Source organism: Parenemella sanctibonifatiensis (genome assembly GCF_002250565.1).
GTDB classification, from domain to species: domain Bacteria; phylum Actinomycetota; class Actinomycetes; order Propionibacteriales; family Propionibacteriaceae; genus Parenemella; species Parenemella sanctibonifatiensis.
This window is the reverse complement of the sequence record NZ_NMVJ01000010.1, coordinates 165302-183741: the sequence shown is the minus strand read 5'-3', so window position 1 is coordinate 183741 and position 18440 is coordinate 165302. Positions and strand designations below refer to the sequence as shown.

The 18440-nt window shown below is 68.1% G+C and carries 15 protein-coding genes; 7 read left to right on the top strand and 8 right to left on the bottom strand.

The window, feature by feature from the left end; translation table 11 throughout:
- The first annotated feature begins 176 nt into the window (after positions 1-176).
- The gene (locus tag CGZ91_RS12670) at positions 177-1307 is read left to right on the top strand and encodes a glycosyltransferase family 4 protein (protein ID WP_094455659.1); all 1131 of its coding nucleotides are present in this window, start codon (positions 177-179) and stop codon (positions 1305-1307) included.
- An 83-nt stretch (positions 1308-1390) separates the two neighbouring features.
- Here the strand turns inward: CGZ91_RS12670 and CGZ91_RS12665 are convergent, their stop codons facing one another.
- From CGZ91_RS12665 to glmS, 3 genes are read right to left on the bottom strand one after another with little or no spacing between them, the layout of a single operon-like run.
- Positions 1391-2863 carry an NAD(P)H-hydrate epimerase gene (locus CGZ91_RS12665; protein WP_179229356.1) on the bottom strand — a complete coding sequence of 491 codons (1473 nt, stop codon included), beginning with the start codon at positions 2861-2863 and terminating at the stop codon, positions 1391-1393.
- Positions 2856-3233 carry a holo-ACP synthase gene (locus CGZ91_RS12660; RefSeq protein ID WP_094455655.1) on the bottom strand — a complete coding sequence of 126 codons (378 nt, stop codon included), beginning with the start codon at positions 3231-3233 and terminating at the stop codon, positions 2856-2858. Before CGZ91_RS12660 ends, CGZ91_RS12665 begins: the two co-directional genes overlap by 8 nt.
- Before the next feature lie 36 nt (positions 3234-3269).
- A complete protein-coding gene (glmS, locus tag CGZ91_RS12655; RefSeq protein ID WP_094455653.1) occupies positions 3270-5111 on the bottom strand; it encodes a glutamine--fructose-6-phosphate transaminase (isomerizing) in 1842 nt (613 codons plus the stop codon).
- Positions 5112-5168: 57 nt separating this feature from the next.
- Here glmS and coaA point away from each other — a divergent pair, with 57 nt between their 5' ends.
- Positions 5169-6116: a type I pantothenate kinase gene (gene coaA / locus CGZ91_RS12650; RefSeq protein WP_094455651.1), complete on the top strand. Its 948-nt coding sequence runs from the start codon at positions 5169-5171 to the stop codon at positions 6114-6116.
- A 123-nt stretch (positions 6117-6239) separates the two neighbouring features.
- Positions 6240-9923: a hypothetical protein gene (locus CGZ91_RS12645; protein ID WP_094455649.1), complete on the top strand. Its 3684-nt coding sequence runs from the start codon at positions 6240-6242 to the stop codon at positions 9921-9923.
- A 28-nt stretch (positions 9924-9951) separates the two neighbouring features.
- On the opposite strand, the gene glmM is transcribed toward CGZ91_RS12645, so the two are convergent.
- The 3 genes from glmM to rplM are packed head-to-tail and all read right to left on the bottom strand — an operon-like array spanning position 9952 to position 12315.
- Entirely contained in the window at positions 9952-11316 is a 1365-nt protein-coding gene (gene glmM, locus CGZ91_RS12640; protein ID WP_094455647.1) for a phosphoglucosamine mutase, read from the bottom strand.
- A gap of 16 nt (positions 11317-11332) precedes the next feature.
- Positions 11333-11851 carry a 30S ribosomal protein S9 gene (rpsI, locus tag CGZ91_RS12635; RefSeq protein WP_094455792.1) on the bottom strand — a complete coding sequence of 173 codons (519 nt, stop codon included), beginning with the start codon at positions 11849-11851 and terminating at the stop codon, positions 11333-11335.
- Between the two features lie 20 nt (positions 11852-11871).
- Positions 11872-12315 (bottom strand): 50S ribosomal protein L13, encoded by a 444-nt coding sequence (gene rplM / locus CGZ91_RS12630; RefSeq protein WP_094455645.1) that lies wholly within the window; start codon positions 12313-12315, stop codon positions 11872-11874.
- 575 nt (positions 12316-12890) lie between these two features.
- Between rplM and trmB the strand changes: the two genes are divergently transcribed.
- Together trmB and truA are read left to right on the top strand one after the other, a co-directional pair.
- A complete protein-coding gene (gene trmB / locus CGZ91_RS12625; protein ID WP_094455790.1) occupies positions 12891-13652 on the top strand; it encodes a tRNA (guanosine(46)-N7)-methyltransferase TrmB in 762 nt (253 codons plus the stop codon).
- Between the two features lie 7 nt (positions 13653-13659).
- A complete protein-coding gene (gene truA, locus CGZ91_RS12620; protein WP_094455788.1) occupies positions 13660-14487 on the top strand; it encodes a tRNA pseudouridine(38-40) synthase TruA in 828 nt (275 codons plus the stop codon).
- Positions 14488-14505: 18 nt separating this feature from the next.
- On the opposite strand, the gene CGZ91_RS12615 is transcribed toward truA, so the two are convergent.
- Positions 14506-15885, bottom strand: a complete 1380-nt coding sequence (locus tag CGZ91_RS12615; RefSeq protein WP_144276901.1) for an extracellular solute-binding protein — start codon at positions 15883-15885, stop codon at positions 14506-14508.
- A gap of 355 nt (positions 15886-16240) precedes the next feature.
- On the opposite strand from CGZ91_RS12615, the gene CGZ91_RS12605 reads away from it, so the two are divergent.
- Positions 16241-16846, top strand: a complete 606-nt coding sequence (locus CGZ91_RS12605) for a class I SAM-dependent methyltransferase (protein WP_094455639.1) — start codon at positions 16241-16243, stop codon at positions 16844-16846.
- A 32-nt stretch (positions 16847-16878) separates the two neighbouring features.
- On the top strand, positions 16879-17094 hold the full coding sequence (locus tag CGZ91_RS12600) for a CsbD family protein (protein WP_094455637.1): 216 nt from the start codon (positions 16879-16881) through the stop codon (positions 17092-17094).
- 92 nt (positions 17095-17186) lie between these two features.
- On the opposite strand, the gene CGZ91_RS12595 is transcribed toward CGZ91_RS12600, so the two are convergent.
- Positions 17187-18407: an Nramp family divalent metal transporter gene (locus CGZ91_RS12595; RefSeq protein WP_179229355.1), complete on the bottom strand. Its 1221-nt coding sequence runs from the start codon at positions 18405-18407 to the stop codon at positions 17187-17189.
- Between the last annotated feature and the right edge of the window lie 33 nt (positions 18408-18440).

The window sequence follows — 18440 nt, the reverse complement described above, 5'->3', positions numbered from 1 at the left end:
CGCATGAGCGGCGCTCGGGGACGGTCGTGCACACATGCCGCGGGCCACCAGCCACGCGGGCCCGCCCTTGGCTCGGGATCGCGTCAAATGATCGTTCCCGCTCCTTCACCGGTTGTTTCCCGTCTCGTTGCCCCCATCTCCCGGGTCGCCACGATGGCTCGGCTAAGGTGAACAACGTGCGGGTTGCCATCATCGCCGAGTCGTTCCTGCCACTGGTGAACGGCGTCACGAATTCGGTGCTGCGTGTTCTGGAGCATCTGGCCGAGAACGGCCACGACGCTCGGGTCATCGCACCCGGAGCCATGGGCAAGTGCCCTGCCGAGGTCTGCGGCTTCCCCGTCACTCGACTCGCCTCGGTCAACATGCCGGGGTACGCCGGCGTACAGATCGCGACCACCCCGTCGTACGCCCTGGAGCGGATCCTCGAGGACTTCCAGCCCGACGTGGTGCACCTGGCCGCGCCGTTCAACGTCGGCTATCGCGGGGCGCTGGCGGTGTCCCGCCTGGAGTTGCCGTCGGTGGCGATCTATCAGACCGAGGTCCCCAGCTACGCAGCCCGGTACGGCGTACCCCACGCTGAGGCGCTGCTGTGGTGGCGGGTCCGACAGGCCCACAACCTGGCGACCATGACCTTGGCTCCGAGTTCCTTTGCCCGCAACCAGCTGATCGAGCAAGGAGTGCAGCGGGTCGGAATCTGGGGCCGCGGCGTCGACTCGGTCCGCTTCCACCCGAGCAAGCGCAGCCAGCAATGGCGCGACCGTGTCGCCCCCCATGGCGAACGGATCATCCTCTACGTGGGCCGACTCGCTCCCGAGAAGCAGGTCGGCGACCTGCAGGTGCTGGCCGATCTGCCGAACACCCGAATTGCGATCGTGGGTAGCGGCCCCTCCCAGGATGAACTCGAGACCTTTCTGCCCGGCGCGGTCTTCCTCGGCCATCAGGGCGGTGAGGACCTCGCCACGGCGTACGCCAGTGCGGACCTGTTCGTGACGCCGGGCGAATTGGAGACCTTCGGACAGACGATCCAGGAAGCAATGGCCAGCGGCCTGCCGGTCATCGCTCCGGCCCGCGGCGGCCCCTTGGACCTGATCAACCCCTCGCGCACCGGGTGGCTCTACTCCCCCGGCGACCTGGCGAGCCTGCGCCGCCACGCCCGTGACCTGCTCGGCGACGAGCGCAAGCGGCAGGCCTTCGGCACGCGAGCTCGCCAGTCGGTGGAGCACCGCACCTGGGACTACATGTGCGACCAGCTGCTGGACTACTACCGCGAGGCGATCGAGACCGCACCGCGACTGTCGGCCGCCTGACGTCGGTCGCATCTCGGGGACGATTCACGGCGCCGAACCTCATCGGGAACACCACCGCGGGAATCGATGCCCTGGCAGCCGCGCTACTGAGTCTGGTTGCTGAGCCGCGCTGTGGCAGGGGCCTGGTCGACCAACCAGGCGACCGTGTCGGGCACCCGGGCGGCGATCTCGTCCGGCGGCCAAGGCCCCGGGTTGCGTGCCGCGGTCATCGCCTGCATCGAGGCAGCGGCCAGCGCCGCCCAGCGGGGTGTCAGGCCGCCGGCCAGCAGGGTCGCCGCCATCCCCGCCAGCGTGTCCCCCGATCCGGCCTGCCCCGTCCACGCCGGCCCCGGCACGGCAAGATCCACCCGACGATCGTCCCCGTCCCCACCGGGACCGGCAACGTACTGGGTGGCGCCCTTGAGGAGCACGGTCGCGCCGGTCCGGTCGACCGCCCGGCGTACGGCGGCGATCGGGTCAGCGGTGACGTCGGTACGCCCGATGTCCAGCAACGCGGCCAGCTCACCGGCATGCGGGGTGAGCAGACAGTTCTCCAGTCCGGAGGCGGGCAGCGACCGCAACGCGTCAGCGTCGAGCACCAGCGGGACGTCCAGTTCGAGCGCGGCCTCGATTCGCTCCCGGGCGTCGGCGCGGTCGCCCCACCCGGAGCCGAGCAGCATCGCCTGCACCCGCCCCGGGCCGATCGTCACCGACGGCATCCGCAGGCTGATCGCCTGGGCCGCCTGCTCGGGACCCAGGAACCGCACCATGCCGGCGCCGGCGTACAGGGCCCCGGTGGTCGCGAGAATGCCTGCCCCCGGATAGCTGCTGGAGCCGGCGTCGATGCCGACCACACCACGGCGGTACTTGTCGTCGAGCGGTCCGGGCACCGGCCAGCGGACGGCCACGTCGTGAGGTTCCACTGCCCGCACCTGAGCCGGCGGCAATCCGAGGTCGAGGTCGACCACTTCCAGACGGCCGCAGGCGCTGGCGGCTGGTTGGGCGAGATGGCACAGCTTCGCGGCACCGAAGGTGACGGTGATCGCGGCCCGGACATGGGGAGCGTCGGCGCTGACCCGGTCGGCGGCCAGCCCCGAGGGCAGGTCGACGGCAACCACCGGCGTACCGATGTCGGACGCCGCGGCGGCCCAGGTCGCGACCGGATCGGGCAGGCCGGGCCGGGCACCGATCCCGAAGACGGCATCAATGGCCAGGTCGATTGACGGCAGCGCCGCGATCGCTTCGGCGGCGTCGATCTCGGTCAGGCCAGCTTCCGTCGCGGCTGCCCAACCCTCGGCATGGACATCGGGGGCAGTACGCCAGCAGGAGACCCGGACGCCGCGCTGCAGCAGCCGTTGGGCCGCCCACAGGCCGTCGCCGCCGTTGTTGCCGGGGCCCACCAGCAGCAGGACTCGCGGCTCCGGACGACCGGCCAGTTCCTGCCAGACCAGCTGCGCCAACGCCTCGGCGGCACGCAGCATCAGGTCTGATGTGCCCCGATCGGGGCCGCCCGGTTCGGCGGCCATCGTGGCCTCCTCGGCGGCCCGGATCTCGGCGACGCTGGCAATGTCACGCATGACTGGTGTCCTCCCCGACCGACGCCCGCTCGCAGACCACCATCGCCACGGCCGCGCCGGCGTCATGGGAGATGGACAGATGGATCGAGTCGATGCCCAGGTCGGCAACCCGCTGCGCCACCCCGCCGGTCACCCGAAACCGGGGCTGACCCGACTCCTCCCGGAGCACCTCACATTCCAACCACCGCAGGCCCGGGGCGCCCAGCGACTTCGCGAGCGCCTCCTTGGCGGCGAATGCGCCTGCCAAGGAGTAGGTCGGTCGTTCCTGCTCGGCCGAGGTGAACAGCCGATCGGCCAGCCCGGGGCGCCGACTCAGCGCAGCCTCGAGCCGGGACACCTGACACAGGTCCACCCCGATGCTGACGATCATGCTGTCACCACGCGTCCATCACATCACACGCACACGTCACTCGACCGTGACCGACTTCGCCAAGTTGCGCGGCTGGTCCACGTCGTGGCCGCGTTGGGTCGCCAACTCGCAGGCGAACAGCTGCAGCGGTACGGTCGCCAGCAGCGGCTGCAGCAGCGTCGACACCCGCGGCAGCTCCAACAGCAGGTCTGCCAGCCCGGCCACACCGGCGTCGTCATGTTCGGCCAACACGATGGTGCGGGCGCCGCGGGCGCGTACCTCGGAGATGTTGGCCAGCACCTTGTCGTGAAGCTGGTCGCGACCCTGCGGCGGCACGATCACGAAGACCGGCACGTCCTGCTCGATCAGCGCGATCGGACCGTGCTTGAGCTCGCCGGCGGCGAACCCCTCAGCATGGATGTAGGCGAGCTCCTTGAGCTTCAGCGCCCCTTCCAGTGCCACCGGATAACCGACGTGGCGACCCAGGAAGAGCACCGAGCGGGCGTCCTTGAGTTCACCGGCAAGTTCCAGCACCGGGGCGGACTGGTCCAACACCTGCTGGATCAACTCCGGCATCCGCTGGAGTTCGGCGACCACGGCCAGGATCTCCTCCTGGTAGCGGGTCTGGCGCACCTGCGCCAGGAACAGCCCCAACAGGTAACAGGCCACCACCTGGGTCAGGAAGCCCTTGGTGGAGGCGACGCCGATCTCGGGACCGGCATGGGTGTAGATGACGCCGTCGGACTCCCGCGGAATCGTCGAACCGTTGGTGTTGCAGATCGCCAGCACCCGGGCTCCCTGTCCCTTGGCATGCCGCAGCGCCTGCAGCGAGTCTGCGGTCTCACCGGACTGGGAGATCACGACAACCAGGCTGTTCGGGCCCACGATCGGGTCGCGGTAGCGAAACTCACTGGCCAGTTCGACCTCGCAGGCAACCCGAGTCCAGTGTTCGATGGCGTACTTCGCGACCAGTCCGGCATAGAACGCCGTGCCGCAGCCGACGATGATGATCTTGTCGAGGCGGCGCAGCTCGTCCTCACCGAAGTGGAGCTCGTCCAGACGTACGCCGGACTCGTCGTGGTGACCACGCAGGCTCTCGGCGACCGCGGCCGGCTGCTCGTGAATCTCCTTGCGCATGAACCAGTCGTAGCCGTCCTTCTCGGCGGCAGCCAGGTCCCAGTCGACGGTGTGGCGGCGGGTCGGCGCCGGCTCACCTTCGGAGTCGTACGCCCGAAAGTCGCTGGCGGTGATCTCGACCAGGCAGTCCTGCTGGATCTCGACGGCCTCACGAGTGTGCTCGAGGAAGGCGGCCACGTCGGAGCCGATGAACATCTCGCCCTTGCCCACCCCCAGCACCAGCGGCGAGTTGCGGCGGGCGGCGTACACCACGCCGGGGCGGTCGGCGACCGCGACCACCAGGCCGAAGGAGCCCTCCAGACGGGCGGTCACCGTACGCAGGGCGTCCAGCGGCTCGGCCCCGCGGGCCAGCTCCTGACCCAGCAGTTGCGCCACCACTTCGGTGTCGGTGTCCGAGGCGAGCGACACCTGCAACTCGGCGGCCAGCGCGGCGTGGTTCTCGATGATGCCGTTGTGGACCACCGCCACCCGGCGTTCGGCGTCGACGTGCGGGTGGGCGTTGCGTTCGCTGGGGGCACCGTGGGTGGCCCACCGGGTGTGCCCGATGCCAGCCTGGTCGCCGGTCACCGAGGGCAGCGGGGACTCCTCGAGCGCGGCCCGCAGGTTGACGAGTTTGCCGACCGCCCGGCGTACCGCCAGCCCCTCCGGCGCCACGGTTGCCACTCCTGCGGAGTCGTAACCACGGTATTCGAGGCGGGCCAAGCCACCCATCACGATCCCGGAAGCATCACGGGGTCCCACATATCCAACGATTCCGCACACGCGGTCAGACTACGGCCTCGCACCATCTCCGACCAGAAAAGACATTAGGGTTGAGCGGTGGCGACGGAGCGGAACGGCGGCCCCTACATTCAACGGTCCCGACAGGACTGGGCCGAACTGGCGGGCAATCTGCCCATCACGGTGGACCAGCCCACCGTGGAAAAGTTGCGTTCCACCGGCGACCCGATCAACCTGCCCGAGGTCGCCGAGGTCTATCTGCCACTGACCGGGCTGCTCAACAAGTACGTCCACCACACCGGCGAACTCTTCGAGGCGACCAACGAGTTCCTGGGGCTGTCGGTGCGACGCACCCCCTTCGTGATCGGTGTCGCGGGGTCGGTCGCGGTCGGCAAGTCGACCACCTCCCGGCTGCTGACGGCGCTGCTGTCGCGTTGGCCCGAGCATCCCAAGGTCGAATTGGTGACCACCGACGGGTTCCTCTTCCCCAATGACGAGCTCAAGCGGCGCGGGCTGATGGAGCGCAAGGGATTCCCAGAGAGCTACGACCGACGCGCTCTGTTGAGCTTCGTCATGGACGTCAAGTCCGGCGCTCCGGTGGTCCGAGCCCCGGTCTATGACCACCTCGGCTATGACATCGTCCCCGGCGCCTTCAACGAGGTACGCCAGCCCGACATCCTGATCGTGGAGGGACTGAACGTCCTGCAGCCGGCCCGACAGCGTGCCGACGGCACCACCGGCCTGGCGCTGAGCGACTTCTTCGACTTCACCGTCTATGTCGACGCCGCCGACGAGGACATCCGGTCCTGGTACATCACACGATTCCTGCACCTGCGCGAGACCGCCTTCCGCGACCCCCGCTCCTACTTCACCCGGTACGGCAGCCTCACCGTACCCGAGGCGATCGAGCGCGCCAGCGAGATCTGGGACACCATCAACGGCCCCAACCTGGAGCTCAACATCCGCCCCACCCGAGGCCGCGCCACCGCGATCCTGCGCAAGTCGGGCGACCACCAGATCGACTGGGTACGGATCCGCAAGGTCTGAGCCGGACGGATCACCTCGCCGGGGCGGCGCCGGACGCTGGCACCTTGACAGACTCCACAAGCTGGACAAGGCTGGAAGCAACCCTATCTGGCGGCTACGGCGCCGCCAACCCCAGGAGCAATGATGCCCAGTCGTCGCACCGTCCTTGCCAGCAGCGCTGCCGCCGCAGGAGGTCTCACGTTGTCCCAGATTGCCCGACCGTCGTGGTCAGCAACGCCCCAGCCGCATCAGGCCGCCGGATCGGTGACCGTCGTCGCCCCGGCTGACTGGAAGTCGTACGCCGATCAGGTCGCCGAGGCCCTCACCGCTGCCGGCGCGAGCGCCACCGTCACCGAGCCCGATGAGGCTGGCTTCGCTGACGGTTGGCAGGACGACCGGATCCTGCTGGGTCACCTCGGCAACAACCTCCACGTGGCGCGCCTCTACGGCCTGTGGCTCAGCGTCGCCGATTCGCTGTGCCCCGGCCCCACCGGCTGGTCGCTGCACTCGGTCGATGCCCCCTTCGGTGGCGACAACACCACGATCGTGGTCGGCGCCTCCACCGAGGAAGGGGTGGCCGCGGGCGTACAGGCGCTGCTGCCGCAGCTGGCCGAGGGCACCCTGCCGTGGATCCATCAGGCCGAACTCGATCCCGAGACCCGGCTCCGGCTGCCCAACGACGGCGTCATCGACTCCGCCTACGAGGCGACCGCGATGGCCGACATCGAGTCACGGATCAGCAAGCTCGACCCCGCGGCGACCGAGGCCAACGCGCGACTGGTGTTGCCGGTGCTCAGCGGTGCCGCGGTCAATCTGAAGTACTTCATGGTCGACCCGAGCCCGGCGTTCGCCCGGTTGGCCGCCCGGGCTCTGCTGGGCTGGACCGAGTTCGTCGAGGCCCACGCCGATGCCGCCGGTGAGTTGTTGTCCTTCGGCGTGAACATGTGGACCTTCGGAGAGGAACTGCTGGGCGGCTGGCGGGTGCTGGCCACCAGCGACGCGGTCAGTGACGCCAACAAGGAACGCATCCACCAGACGCTGATCCACCTCTACAAGCGCAATGCCCTGGACCCCTACCTGCACTCCGCCCCCGATCGCGGCCCACGTTGGAATCACCAGATCTTCCCGGCGTTGTCGCTGGCCGCGGCGGCGCAGTACTTCGAGACCCGCGGCGTACCCGAGGCTGCCGAGTGGCTGCCCATCGCCGCGCGGATCTTCGAGGGCAACACGGCCACCATCAGCCTGGACGAGGGCTCGGACTATCTGATGCACCTGCCGATGGCCTTCATCGACTATGGCCTGCTGGTCGGCCAACGGGACTATCTCAACCGGACCGTCCGCCCCAGCGCAGACCTGCACGTGCTGATGATCGACAACCTCGGCACCATGGCCGGCGGCGGCGACTGCTACCCGTTCGGCTACAGCGGCCCGTTCAGCTGGGGCCACTCCCAAGTGCTGTACGCCGCCAGCTGGCTCTACGCCGACCCCGTCTATCGCCACATGCTGCAGCTGACCCTGGACAGCCCGCTGGAACAGCGGATGAGCGACTTGGACGTACCCTGGCACCGCTACCAGGTGGTCTCGGCCGATGAGCCCGACTTCGACCCCGACCTCTACCCGACCGTCCGGGCCGTCGCCATCGACGAGGGCCTCTACGAGGACACAGTCGCGCAGACACCGACCCCGGTCGCACTGGAGGAGACCTTCCACAAGCTCGCCTTCCGCTCCGGCTACGACGTCGAGGACAGCTGGCTGATCGTCGACGGTTTCGGCACTGGCCGGCACGGCCATCAGGACGCCAACGCGATCCTCAACCTGACCTCGGGTGGCCGACTCTTCCTGACCGAACGTGACTACATCGAGAACGCCCCCGAGTCCCAGTCCGGGGTGCTGGTGGCCAAGGACGGCGTCCACGCCGAACGCGGGCCGCTGGCACGGCTCGACTGGGCCGCCGACGTGGACGGCTTCGCGATCAGCCGCTCGGTGCTGCCGCAATCCAACGGTGTCGACTGGACCCGCACCATCCTCACCACCGAATCCGGCAACTTCCATCTCGTGCTGGACGACCTCGAGGTGCTCGAGGACGGCGAGTTCGTGGTCCGCAACCTGTGGCAGACGCTGGGCACGCCGGCCATCGAGAGCCGTGACTTCACCGCCACCCAGCAGGGTCGCACCATGGCGATCCGCAGTCTGGATGACACCTCACTGCGCAGCTACGACCGACATGGCCACTTCCAGAAGTACTTCAAGGGCGAGACTCCCTATCCGTACGCCGACCAGGAGACGGTGCTCAACCAGGTCCACCCGCGTACGCCACGGGCGGCCGGTGACGTCGTCAGCCTGGCGAATCTCATCACCGTCGGGGCACCGTCGGCACTGACCGGCGCCGAACGTACCGCCGAGAACCGGTTCAGCATCGTCGACGGGGACACCACCTGGGTGGCCGTACGCGGCGCGCTGCAGGCCGGCACCATCCGCGCTGACGGCGCGGTGCACCTGGTCAGCGACGGCCGGGCGCTGTTGGGCGGGGTCACCGACGTCCGGATCGGCGAGCTGGCCCTGACCTTCGACGAACCGGTCCTGCTGACCCTGACCGAGGACACCTGGACGGCGTGGCCGCTGCTGCGGGACCGGGCAGCGTACGACGAGAACGGCACCATCATCCGGCCCGATCCGATCGACCAGGGCCCGGCCCGGTGGACCGCCGGGCACCGGCGTGCCGCGATGCATGAGTTGACCCGACGCAGTTCGGTGCCGGCACCGGCTCCGACGCCGCAGCCCGGCACGGCCGGCTGGGTCAAGCTGGCCGCCGCGACCGGTGAGGTCTGCGCCACGGCCAGCACCGACAGCCTCACCATCGTCGGCATGACGACAGGGGCGGTGACCGCCTTCGACGCGGCCGGCGCGATTGACTGGCAGGTCGACGTCGGCAGCCGGATCAACGAGATCACCGCACAGTCGATCGATGACGAGTTGTGGGTGCTGATCTGCACCGAGGACTTCCAGGTGGTTGCGCTCGACGGCGCCGGCGCCGACCGGTTCCGGACCACGCTGCCCAACGATGCCGCCCGTCGGGAGCGCAAGGGCAACCGCACCGGCGCCACCAATGTCCGGCTGGCGTGGACGAATGGCCGCGACGCCGACCCGGTGATCATGGTCGGTTCGATGTTCCGCTGGATCTATGAGCTGGACCTCACCGGCGCCCAGCAGTGGGAGGATCTCTGCTACTTCTACGGCGTCGACGGCCAGGCCTGGGGTGACCTCGACGGTGACGGCAAGGACGAGGGCGCGATCGCGCTGGAGTACTTCTACGCCACCTTCGTCAAGAACCAGACCGTGACTCGCGGTGGCCGCGAGGGCGGCCCCGGATACAGCCACGTGCGGATCCTGGATCGCGCCGAAGGGCTGCCGCTGACCGTGTACGGCACCAAGCAGAGCGAGGTGCAGGCCTTCGAATACACCCGTCCGGCCGGCACTGCCGGCTGGAATGCCCGACTGAGCGGCGCGATCCTGGCGCTGGAGACCGGCACCTTCCACGAGTCCGTCGGCTCGGAGGTGCTGGCCGGCACGGCCGGCTTCGACGTGGTGTCACTGACGTCGACCGGCGAGCGTCGCTTCACGACCTCGCTGGAGGACCGGGTGCTGCACCTGGCCGGGTTGGGCGATGGTTACCTGGTCGGCCTGGACAACGGGTCGGTGGCCAAGCTCGGCATCGACGGCGCCGTGGTGGACCAGTGGCGGTTCGAGGCGCTGGTGGCCGGTGTCACCGGCGGTGAGAACCCACGGGTCGTGCTGGCCAACGGCGAGGTGCACACGCTGGAGGCCTGAGGTCGCAGGTCAGCGGTGAGCGTGCGTCTCAGAGGCTGAGTCGTTCGCGCACCACCGCGGCCAGGTCCTCGGCGTGCCGTCGGGCCTCGGCGTCGGTGGGCGCCTCGACCATCACGCGGACCAGCGGCTCGGTGCCGGAAGGCCGCAGCAGCACCCGGCCCGTCTCGCTGAGGGCCTCGGCTGCTCCGCGGACGGCCGCGAGCACGCCGGGATCGATGTTGACCCGAGTCTTGTCGACGCCGGGGACGTTGATGAGGACCTGCGGGAGCCGCGTCATCACGCTGGCAAGTTCCTTGAGCGGCGACTTGGTCTGCGCAATCCGCGCCATCAGGTGCAGGCCGGTGAGGACACCGTCGCCGGTGGTCGCGAACTCCGACATCACCACGTGTCCGGACTGCTCACCGCCCAGCGTGTAGCCCTCGGCGTTCATCGCCTCCAACACGTAGCGGTCGCCGACCTTGGTCTGTTCGACACGCAGGCCATGGGCGCGCATCGCCTGGACGAATCCGAGGTTGGACATCACGGTCGCGACCACGGTGTCGCGGACCAGCCGACCGCGTTCCTTCATGCCGAGCGCCAGCACGGCCAGGATCTGGTCGCCGTCGATGAGGTTGCCCTCGTGGTCCACGGCCAGACAACGGTCGGCATCGCCATCGAGGGCGATGCCGAGATCGGCGCGGTTGTCGACGACGGCGCGCTGCAACTCCTCGGGATGGGTGGAGCCGCAGTGTTCGTTGATGTTGAGGCCGTCCGGGGTCGCGTTGATCGGCAACACCTCCGCACCCTGGGCGGAGAAGGCCTCGACGGCGGTCCGGTAGGCCGCACCGTTGGCGGCGTCGACCACGACGCTGATGCCGTTGAGGCTGACGGAGTCGTCACTGTCGCTGCCGAGCGAGCTGACCAGGTGCGCGACGTACTGTTCGACGGCGCCGGGGGCATCGCTGACGCGACCGACCTGGGCGCCCTGCGGGCGATCCCACTCCACGTCGAGTCGGGCTTCGATCGCATCTTCCAGGGCGTCGTCGAGTTTCACGCCGCCCCGGCTGAAGATCTTGATGCCGTTGTCGGGCATCGGGTTGTGGCTGGCCGACAACATCACGGCGAAGTCGGCATCCAAGGCGCCGGTGAGGTACGCCAGCCCAGGAGTCGGCACGATGCCGATCCGGACCACATCCACGCCAGCGCTGGCAAGGCCGGCCACGACGGCCGACTCGAGGAACTCTCCCGAGATCCGCGGGTCGCGTCCCACCAAGGCGGTGGGACGTCCGTCGAGTTGACCGGCCTCGCCAAGCACGTGGGCTGAGGCGACTGCCAAGGCCATCGCCATCTCCGCGGACAGATCCGCAGAGTTGGCGCGCCCTCGGACGCCGTCCGTACCGAACAGACGAGCCATCCTCAGCCCACCCTTCTCAGCGCTTGGAGTACTGCGGCGCCTTACGCGCCTTCTTCAGACCGGCCTTCTTGCGTTCCTTGACACGAGCGTCACGGCTCAGCATGCCAGCCTTCTTCAGGGCAGGACGGCTGGCCTCGGCGTCGATCGCGTTCAGGGCGCGAGCAACACCAAGCCGCAGCGCACCGGCCTGACCGGAAACGCCACCACCGGCGATGCGGGCGATGACGTCGTACGCGCCGGCAACAGCGGCAGTGTCAAAGACCTCGGTCACCAGCTGCTGGTGGATCTTGTTCGGGAAGAAGGTCTCCAGGTCACGACCGTTGATCGTGAACTGGCCGGTGCCGGGCACCAGGCGTACGCGGGCGATGGCCTGCTTGCGGCGGCCCACGGCCTGACCCGGCGCGATGACGGCAGGACGCTCGGACTCCGCGGCCTGACCGGGCTGGCCTTCGCTCTCGGAGCGGTAGGCGATCTCGCGGTCACCCTCGGTGAACGCGGACGTCTCGGTGGTCTCTTCGACGGTGGTGTCGGTCACTTCAACCTCGGCTTCGGTGTTCACTGGGCGACCTGCGTGATCTCGTAGGGCTGGGGCTTCTGCGCGGCGTGCGGGTGCTCGGCACCGTCGTACACCTTCAGCTTGGTGATGAGCTGGCGGCTGAGGCGGTTCTTGGGCAGCATGCCCCAGACGGCGCGCTCAACGGCCTTGCGGGGGTTCTTCTCCAGCAGCTCACCGTACGACACGGACTTGAGGCCGCCCGGACGACCGGAGTGGCGGTAGGCCATCTTGTCGGTGCGCTTGTTGCCGGTGAGGGCAATCTTGGAGGCGTTGATGACGATAACGAAGTCACCGACGTCGATGTGGGGGGCGAAGGTGGGCTTGTGCTTGCCGCGCAGCAAAGTGGCGGCGGTCACGGCGAGGCGACCCAGGACAATGTCCTCGGCATCAATGACATGCCATTCACGGGTGATCTCGCCCTGCTTGGGGCTGTAGGTGGACACGCGATCTTCTCTCGGTCAGGGAATCTCGGTCTGATTCGGGCACTGCAGGTGATCGTCGGGCCGTCTCCGCACAAGGATCGGCGCTCTGCAGCACCCGCTCCTCGCATCACTCCCGGACAAGCCTTGAGCTGCGGACAGACGGAGGGACTCGCGGGTGAGTCCTGACTCCCGTTTGCGATCAGACGCAACAGCGACAGATGCTACGGCACCCAGCCCGAGCGACCAAATCCGGCCCGTGCACCATGGCGATGTGCCGTCTCGGCCGTCGCGGCGGAGCCGCGCATTGAGAACGTCGCGGCGGAGCCGCGCATTGAGGCCAACGTCGCGGCGGAGCCGCGCATTGAGAACGCCAGTCGGTCTCGTTCCGTGACGGCCCGGTTGCTCCGGTGCCCAGCCACCACACAGACCAGTCTCGACCCGACTTTGCCGAGGATGCGGCCGGCATCGGTACGCCATCACATCGCCCACGAACCGGGGACCGGTTCTTCGTCGTGGATGACCAGGCGTGGCGGAAAGAAAACCGGCTGACCAAGGTGAATCTCACCTGGGCGTGCCGGTCTGACAGAATCGAGCCGATGTCCGACCAGCCCGATCCCCTGCCCGCACCCGCGCCCGCGCCGCTGACCATCCGGCCCGGCCACCGCGAGGTGGTGTCCTTCGTACGCCGTAGCCAGCGCCTCAGCCCCTCCCAGGAGAAGGCGTGGACCACCTACGCCGACTGGGTCATTGACGTGCCCCGCGGCGAGGGCGAGGTCTCGGTGGCCGAGGACGCGCACCCGTGGGACCTGGCCGAGATCTTCGGGGCGGACCGGGCCGACCGCCCGTTGGTGGTCGAGATCGGCTCCGGCAACGGCGAGGCGATGGCGGCCATGGCGCTGGCCCGGCCAGAGCTCAACTTTCTCGCTCTGGAGGTCTATCGCCCCCAGCTGGCCAGTGCGCTGGGCCGGTTCGGCCGCGAAGGCGTCAGCAACGTCCGGGTTGCAATGGTCAATGCCGTCGAGGCGCTGCACCGGCTACTGCCGCCCGAGTCACTGGCGCAGGTGTGGACCTTCTTCCCCGACCCGTGGCACAAGAGCCGCCACAACAAACGCCGCCTCATCAGCCCTGACTTCGCCGAACTGGTCGCCAGCCGCCTGCAGCCCGATGGACTGTGGTGGATCGCGACCGACTGGGCCGACTATTCCGAGCAGATCGCGGAGGTGCTCCAACAGGCGCCCTGGTTCATCCCAACCGCGGTGCCCTCGGGCGTCTTGGGGCGACCGGTAACCAAGTATCAGCAACGAGGCATCGACGCCGGCCGATCGATCTACGAGCACGCGGTCCGCAAGCGTGGGTGAGCGCGACATGGCTGGAACCCGACGGCTGCGGATCGACTTGGCCTACGACGGCCGTGACTTCCACGGCTGGGCCGAACAACCGGGCCTGCGCAGCGTCCAGGGCGAGCTTCAATCAGCCCTGGCAACGATCCTGCGGCAACCCAGTCCCCCGGTCACCTGCGCCGGGCGCACCGATGCCGGGGTCCACGCCCGCGGCCAGGTCTGCCACCTCGACCTGCCCGCGGACCTCGACCCGGCACAGCTGAAGCATCGGTTGACCCGGCTCCTCCCCAAGGACATCTCGGTACGCCAGGTGGCCTGGGCGCCGCCCGACTTCGACGCCCGGTTCGCCGCGATCTGGCGTCGCTACGCCTATCGGATCGCCGACGGCCGGGCCTGGGCCGACCCGCTGCTGCGCGGCCACGTCCTCTTCTGGCCCGCCGCACTGTCGGCCGAGGTCATCAATGAGGTGGCTGACGACCTGCTCGGCCTGCATGATTTCGCCGCATTCTGCAAGCGACGCGACGGCGCGACCACGATCCGTACGCTGCTCGACCTGACCGCATCACGCCGCGCGCACGACGGTGTTGTCGAGATCACCGTGCGAGCCGACGCCTTCTGTCATTCGATGGTGCGCTCGCTCACCGGCGCCTTGGTCGACGTGGCCCAAGGTCGACGATCGCGGAGGTGGCTGCACGGTCTACTCTTGCTCGCTCGACGCTCCAGCGACGTACGGGTGCTGCCCGCCCATGGCCTGACCTTGGAACAGGTCGGCTATCCGCCGTCCTCGGAACTGGCCATCCGAAGCCGCCAGGCACGGGCTCGTCGCGAGCGCGCGCCAGGTGGCGGCGTCTGATCCTGGCCCTCAAGTCGGTCAGCCGCGCCCGGCTGCCACGTACGCCTCAGCCAGCTCGCCGGCCATTTGATCACCGCCGTCTCGGCGCCACGAATCCACTTGGGTGCTCCAAGCAGACACCGGTTGGCGACCACTGAGGATATCGGCCTCGAGCCCCTGGAAGGCGCGGTTGTCCCGGTCGAAGTTGCGGTCGAAGGTCTCCGACTGCAGATATACCGCGTCGTTGTTGATCCCCTGCGGGATGATGTCGGCCAAGATTTCGGCCAACTTCTTCCCCGCTTCTGGGCGGCCGGCGACGAAGTTCACCTGGGCGGCCTCGGCGATGTAGTTCAGCCCGAGCTGCCGGTTCTCGGCCCCTTGAGACGTCGGCACCGGTGTGCCGTCCTCCATGTTGTAGTCACTGCCCTCCGCCCCGTAGTGAGTGCTGAGGAACTCCCGGCTGCCGAAGGGCGCGGCCAAGTAGTTGGCAATCCCCAGCAGTGTCTCGACCCGGTCTTCGGCCGACCGGTTGATGGCGGAGCGACCGAAGGAGGGGAAGCTCAGCCACAGCACACCGTCGCCGCCGCCCTCGAAGGTGGGGATCTCCAGCACCCCTGGGTCATACCCCTCTGACAGCGAACCCATGCCGAAGTATGCAGCCCACGCGCTCAGGCTGTCCTGATTGAACGCGCATGTGCCGTTGGCGAACCACTCCTTGGTCTGCGGGTTGATGAACGCGTTGGGGTGCACCAAGCCTTCCTCGACCATGCTTCGCGCCGCATCCAAGGCCTCCTCCTGTTCGGGGACGGTCCACCACGAGGTCATGGTGCCACCGTCCCACCGCCAGAAGTTCGGCACGTTGAGCATGTTGCGGATGTACTGCAGAGGTGCACGGGTGAGGGCGTAGCGGCCAGCGGCCGGATCGTTCATCTCCCGGCACTGGTCGACGAAGGTCTCGAAGGAATCGATCGGTTCGGTGATTCCACGCTTCGCCAGCAAATCCTCGCGTCGATACATCACGCCAGACGACATTGAGCCGCGCGGTGAGGGCAAGCCATAGAGCTTGCCGTTGAAACGTCCGGCCTCCCACATTGCCGAGGGGATGGCGGCCAAGTTCGGATACTGCAGGATCGCGTCACCGGAGAGGTACTCGCTCAAGTCCGCGGCCTGCGACTCGAGGAATTCCGGCATTCGTGCGACCTCGGCGACGAAGAACATGTCACCCAGCTGCTCACCAGCCATGGCTACGGAGAACACTTGGGTGTACTCCGACGCGGGGGTCACACGCACGTCCAGATCAGATCCGACCTCGGCGTTGATCTGCTGCCATGCCGAGTTGCGATCCACCGGCGGCGGCGCCGGCGCAAAGGACTGGGTGTGGATGACGACCGGCTCGCCGTCACCGGGAGGCTCCGGCACCGTCACGAGGGGCTCTGCCGGGTAGCGAAGGTAGGTGTGAGGGATGACACCGTCATCGGTGCCTGGAATGTCCGGGTCAGGAAGACCGCCCAACGGCTGGTAACTCGGCGCCGCGACCTGTTCCCCTTGACCGCCCGCACCTTCTTCGCCGCCAGGGCCGCTACAGGCCGCGCCGCCCAAGGGAAGCGCTACCGCGCCGGCCAGCAAGCTTCGTCGCGTTACTTTCATTCGTCGACCTCCTTGTTCGACATGGCCACACGGCCAGCTATGCCAACGAATACTATCAGCGCCCGCATGACAACGGACGAAACCTCGCCTCGCTAGATTTCACTACTAGTGGTCGGCAGGAGGAAGCATGAGTCACTATTTTGGATCCCCCACGGGCGCGTATGTCATGCGTGAGGTCGCCGCGGAGCTGGCCGGTGAGCGCCGCACGGTTCGTACTGCCAGCGGAGTCTTTTCCGCTGACGGCCTTGACCACGCGACCGCGATACTGCTGCGCACGGTGCCTGCACCGACCAGAGGGACCGTCGTTGATCTTGGCTGCGGCTGGGGGCCCATCGCGCTGCACCTGGCACTGAGCGAACCGGGTGTCGAGGTTGTCGCCGTGGATGTGAACCCACGCGCCCGTGAATTGTGCGCCATCAATGCCGAGCTGTTGGGAGTGGCGGACCGAGTTCGGGTGCTGACCCCCGAGCAGGCCCCCAAGCGCTACGACGAGTTGTGGTCCAACCCACCGATCCGGATCGGCAAACCGGCACTGCACGCACTGCTGCTGGAATGGTTGCCACGGGTCGAGCTGGCTCACTTGGTGGTCGGCAAGAACCTCGGCGCGGACTCGCTGGCTCGCTGGCTGGCTGAGCAGGGCTGGCCATGCGAACGACTGGCCAGCAGCAAGGGATTCCGGGTCTTCGAGGCCCGGCGCGGCACCCCCGCGGAATCCGTTCATACGGCGGAGTAGCCTGAAGGAACAACGACGAGAGGAGTTCGACGATGGGACTTGGCGACAAGATTTCCAACCAGAAGGACAAGTTGGTCGGTCAGGGCAAGGAAGCTTTCGGCAAGGCAACCGATAATGAGGACCTTCAGGCAGAGGGCGCCTCGGAGAAGCTCGGAGCCCAGACCAAGCAGGCCGGCGAAGACGTGAAGGACGCCGGCGGCAAGGCTGCCGACAAGCTCGGCGATGCGGCCAACCGCTTCGACAACTGAGCGGTGAACCGCTGGGCCCCATCCCGCTCGGGATGGGGCCCAGTTCTTGTCCCAGGCGCTACTCGTGGTCAAGCAGCCTCATCCGAACGCGCTCACCCGAACAGGCGCACCACGTAGGTGACCGCCAGGGCCAGCAGGAACAGCACGCCCAGGATGGCCAACACCAATTGCGGCGTACCGATGGCAAGGTCGCCGCGCCGGCGATCCCGGGACAGCAGCACCATGACCACACCGATCACCGGAACGGCAATGATGGTGGTGGCTTGGGCGGTGATGATCAGCTGCAGCGGCACGCCTCCGAAGACCACGGCAACGACGCCACCCAGCACCATCACCGCGGTGATGCAGATCTTCACCGGCACCGAGGACAGGCCACCCTTGTCGAGCCGCAGCACACCGGCCAGCATCGATCCGCCGATGGTCGAGTTGCCCAGCAGCGAGGAGAACGCCGCTGCGAACAGACCGATCGCGAACAAGGTCACGGCCCAGTCCCCGATCGGCTGCAGGATGGTGGCCAACGCCGCCGGCGAGTTCACCTGGGTGCCAGCCGGCCGCAGCACCGCCGCGGCCGCCAAGATGATGACCACGGCCAGTAGCCCCAACACCAGAGTGCCGCTGATGGCATCGCGGCGGGCCAGCTTGTAGTCCTTGGCAGTCCAGCCCTTCTCGCGCACCAGCTGGATCTGGTAGAGAGCCCCGACCACGGAGAAACTCGTCGCCGCCAACCCTACCACCAGCGTGGTGGCGCCGTCCGGAATCCGCGGCACCAGCCCCTTGATGGCCTCGACCGGGTCGGGGCCGGCCACAATCGCGGTCGCAACCAGTGCGATCAGCATGATCAGGATGATCACGACCATGGTCTTCTCCAGCACCGGATAGAACCTGGGCAGCCACACGAAGGCGATCGCAACCACGGTGAACGCGGCCGCCCACGGCCGGGGATCGCCCCCGAACATGATCGTTGCCGCAGCTCCGGAGCCGGCCGAGTTGCCGGCCTGGAAGGAGGTGACCACGAGGAAGGAGCCGACGCCGACGATGAGCGCGACGATGCCGGTCAGCTTCTCGGCGACCGTGGCGAGAACGCTGCGGTCGGTGCTGAGCCCGATGCGTACGCCGATGTCAACGAAGCACAACATCAGAATCGTCGACACGACGGGCACCCACAGCAGTTGGTAGCCGAACTGGGCGCCGATGGAGCTGGCCGTAGTGATGGAACCAGGCCCGAACACGAGGGCGGCGGTGATGAACGCGGGACCGATGGCCGAAAAGATGCCCCGGCGTTGCCGCTGCGGCGCGTCGATGGTGGCAGTCATGCAGGAAGTCTGGCTGCTGCAGCGCCCGCTGTC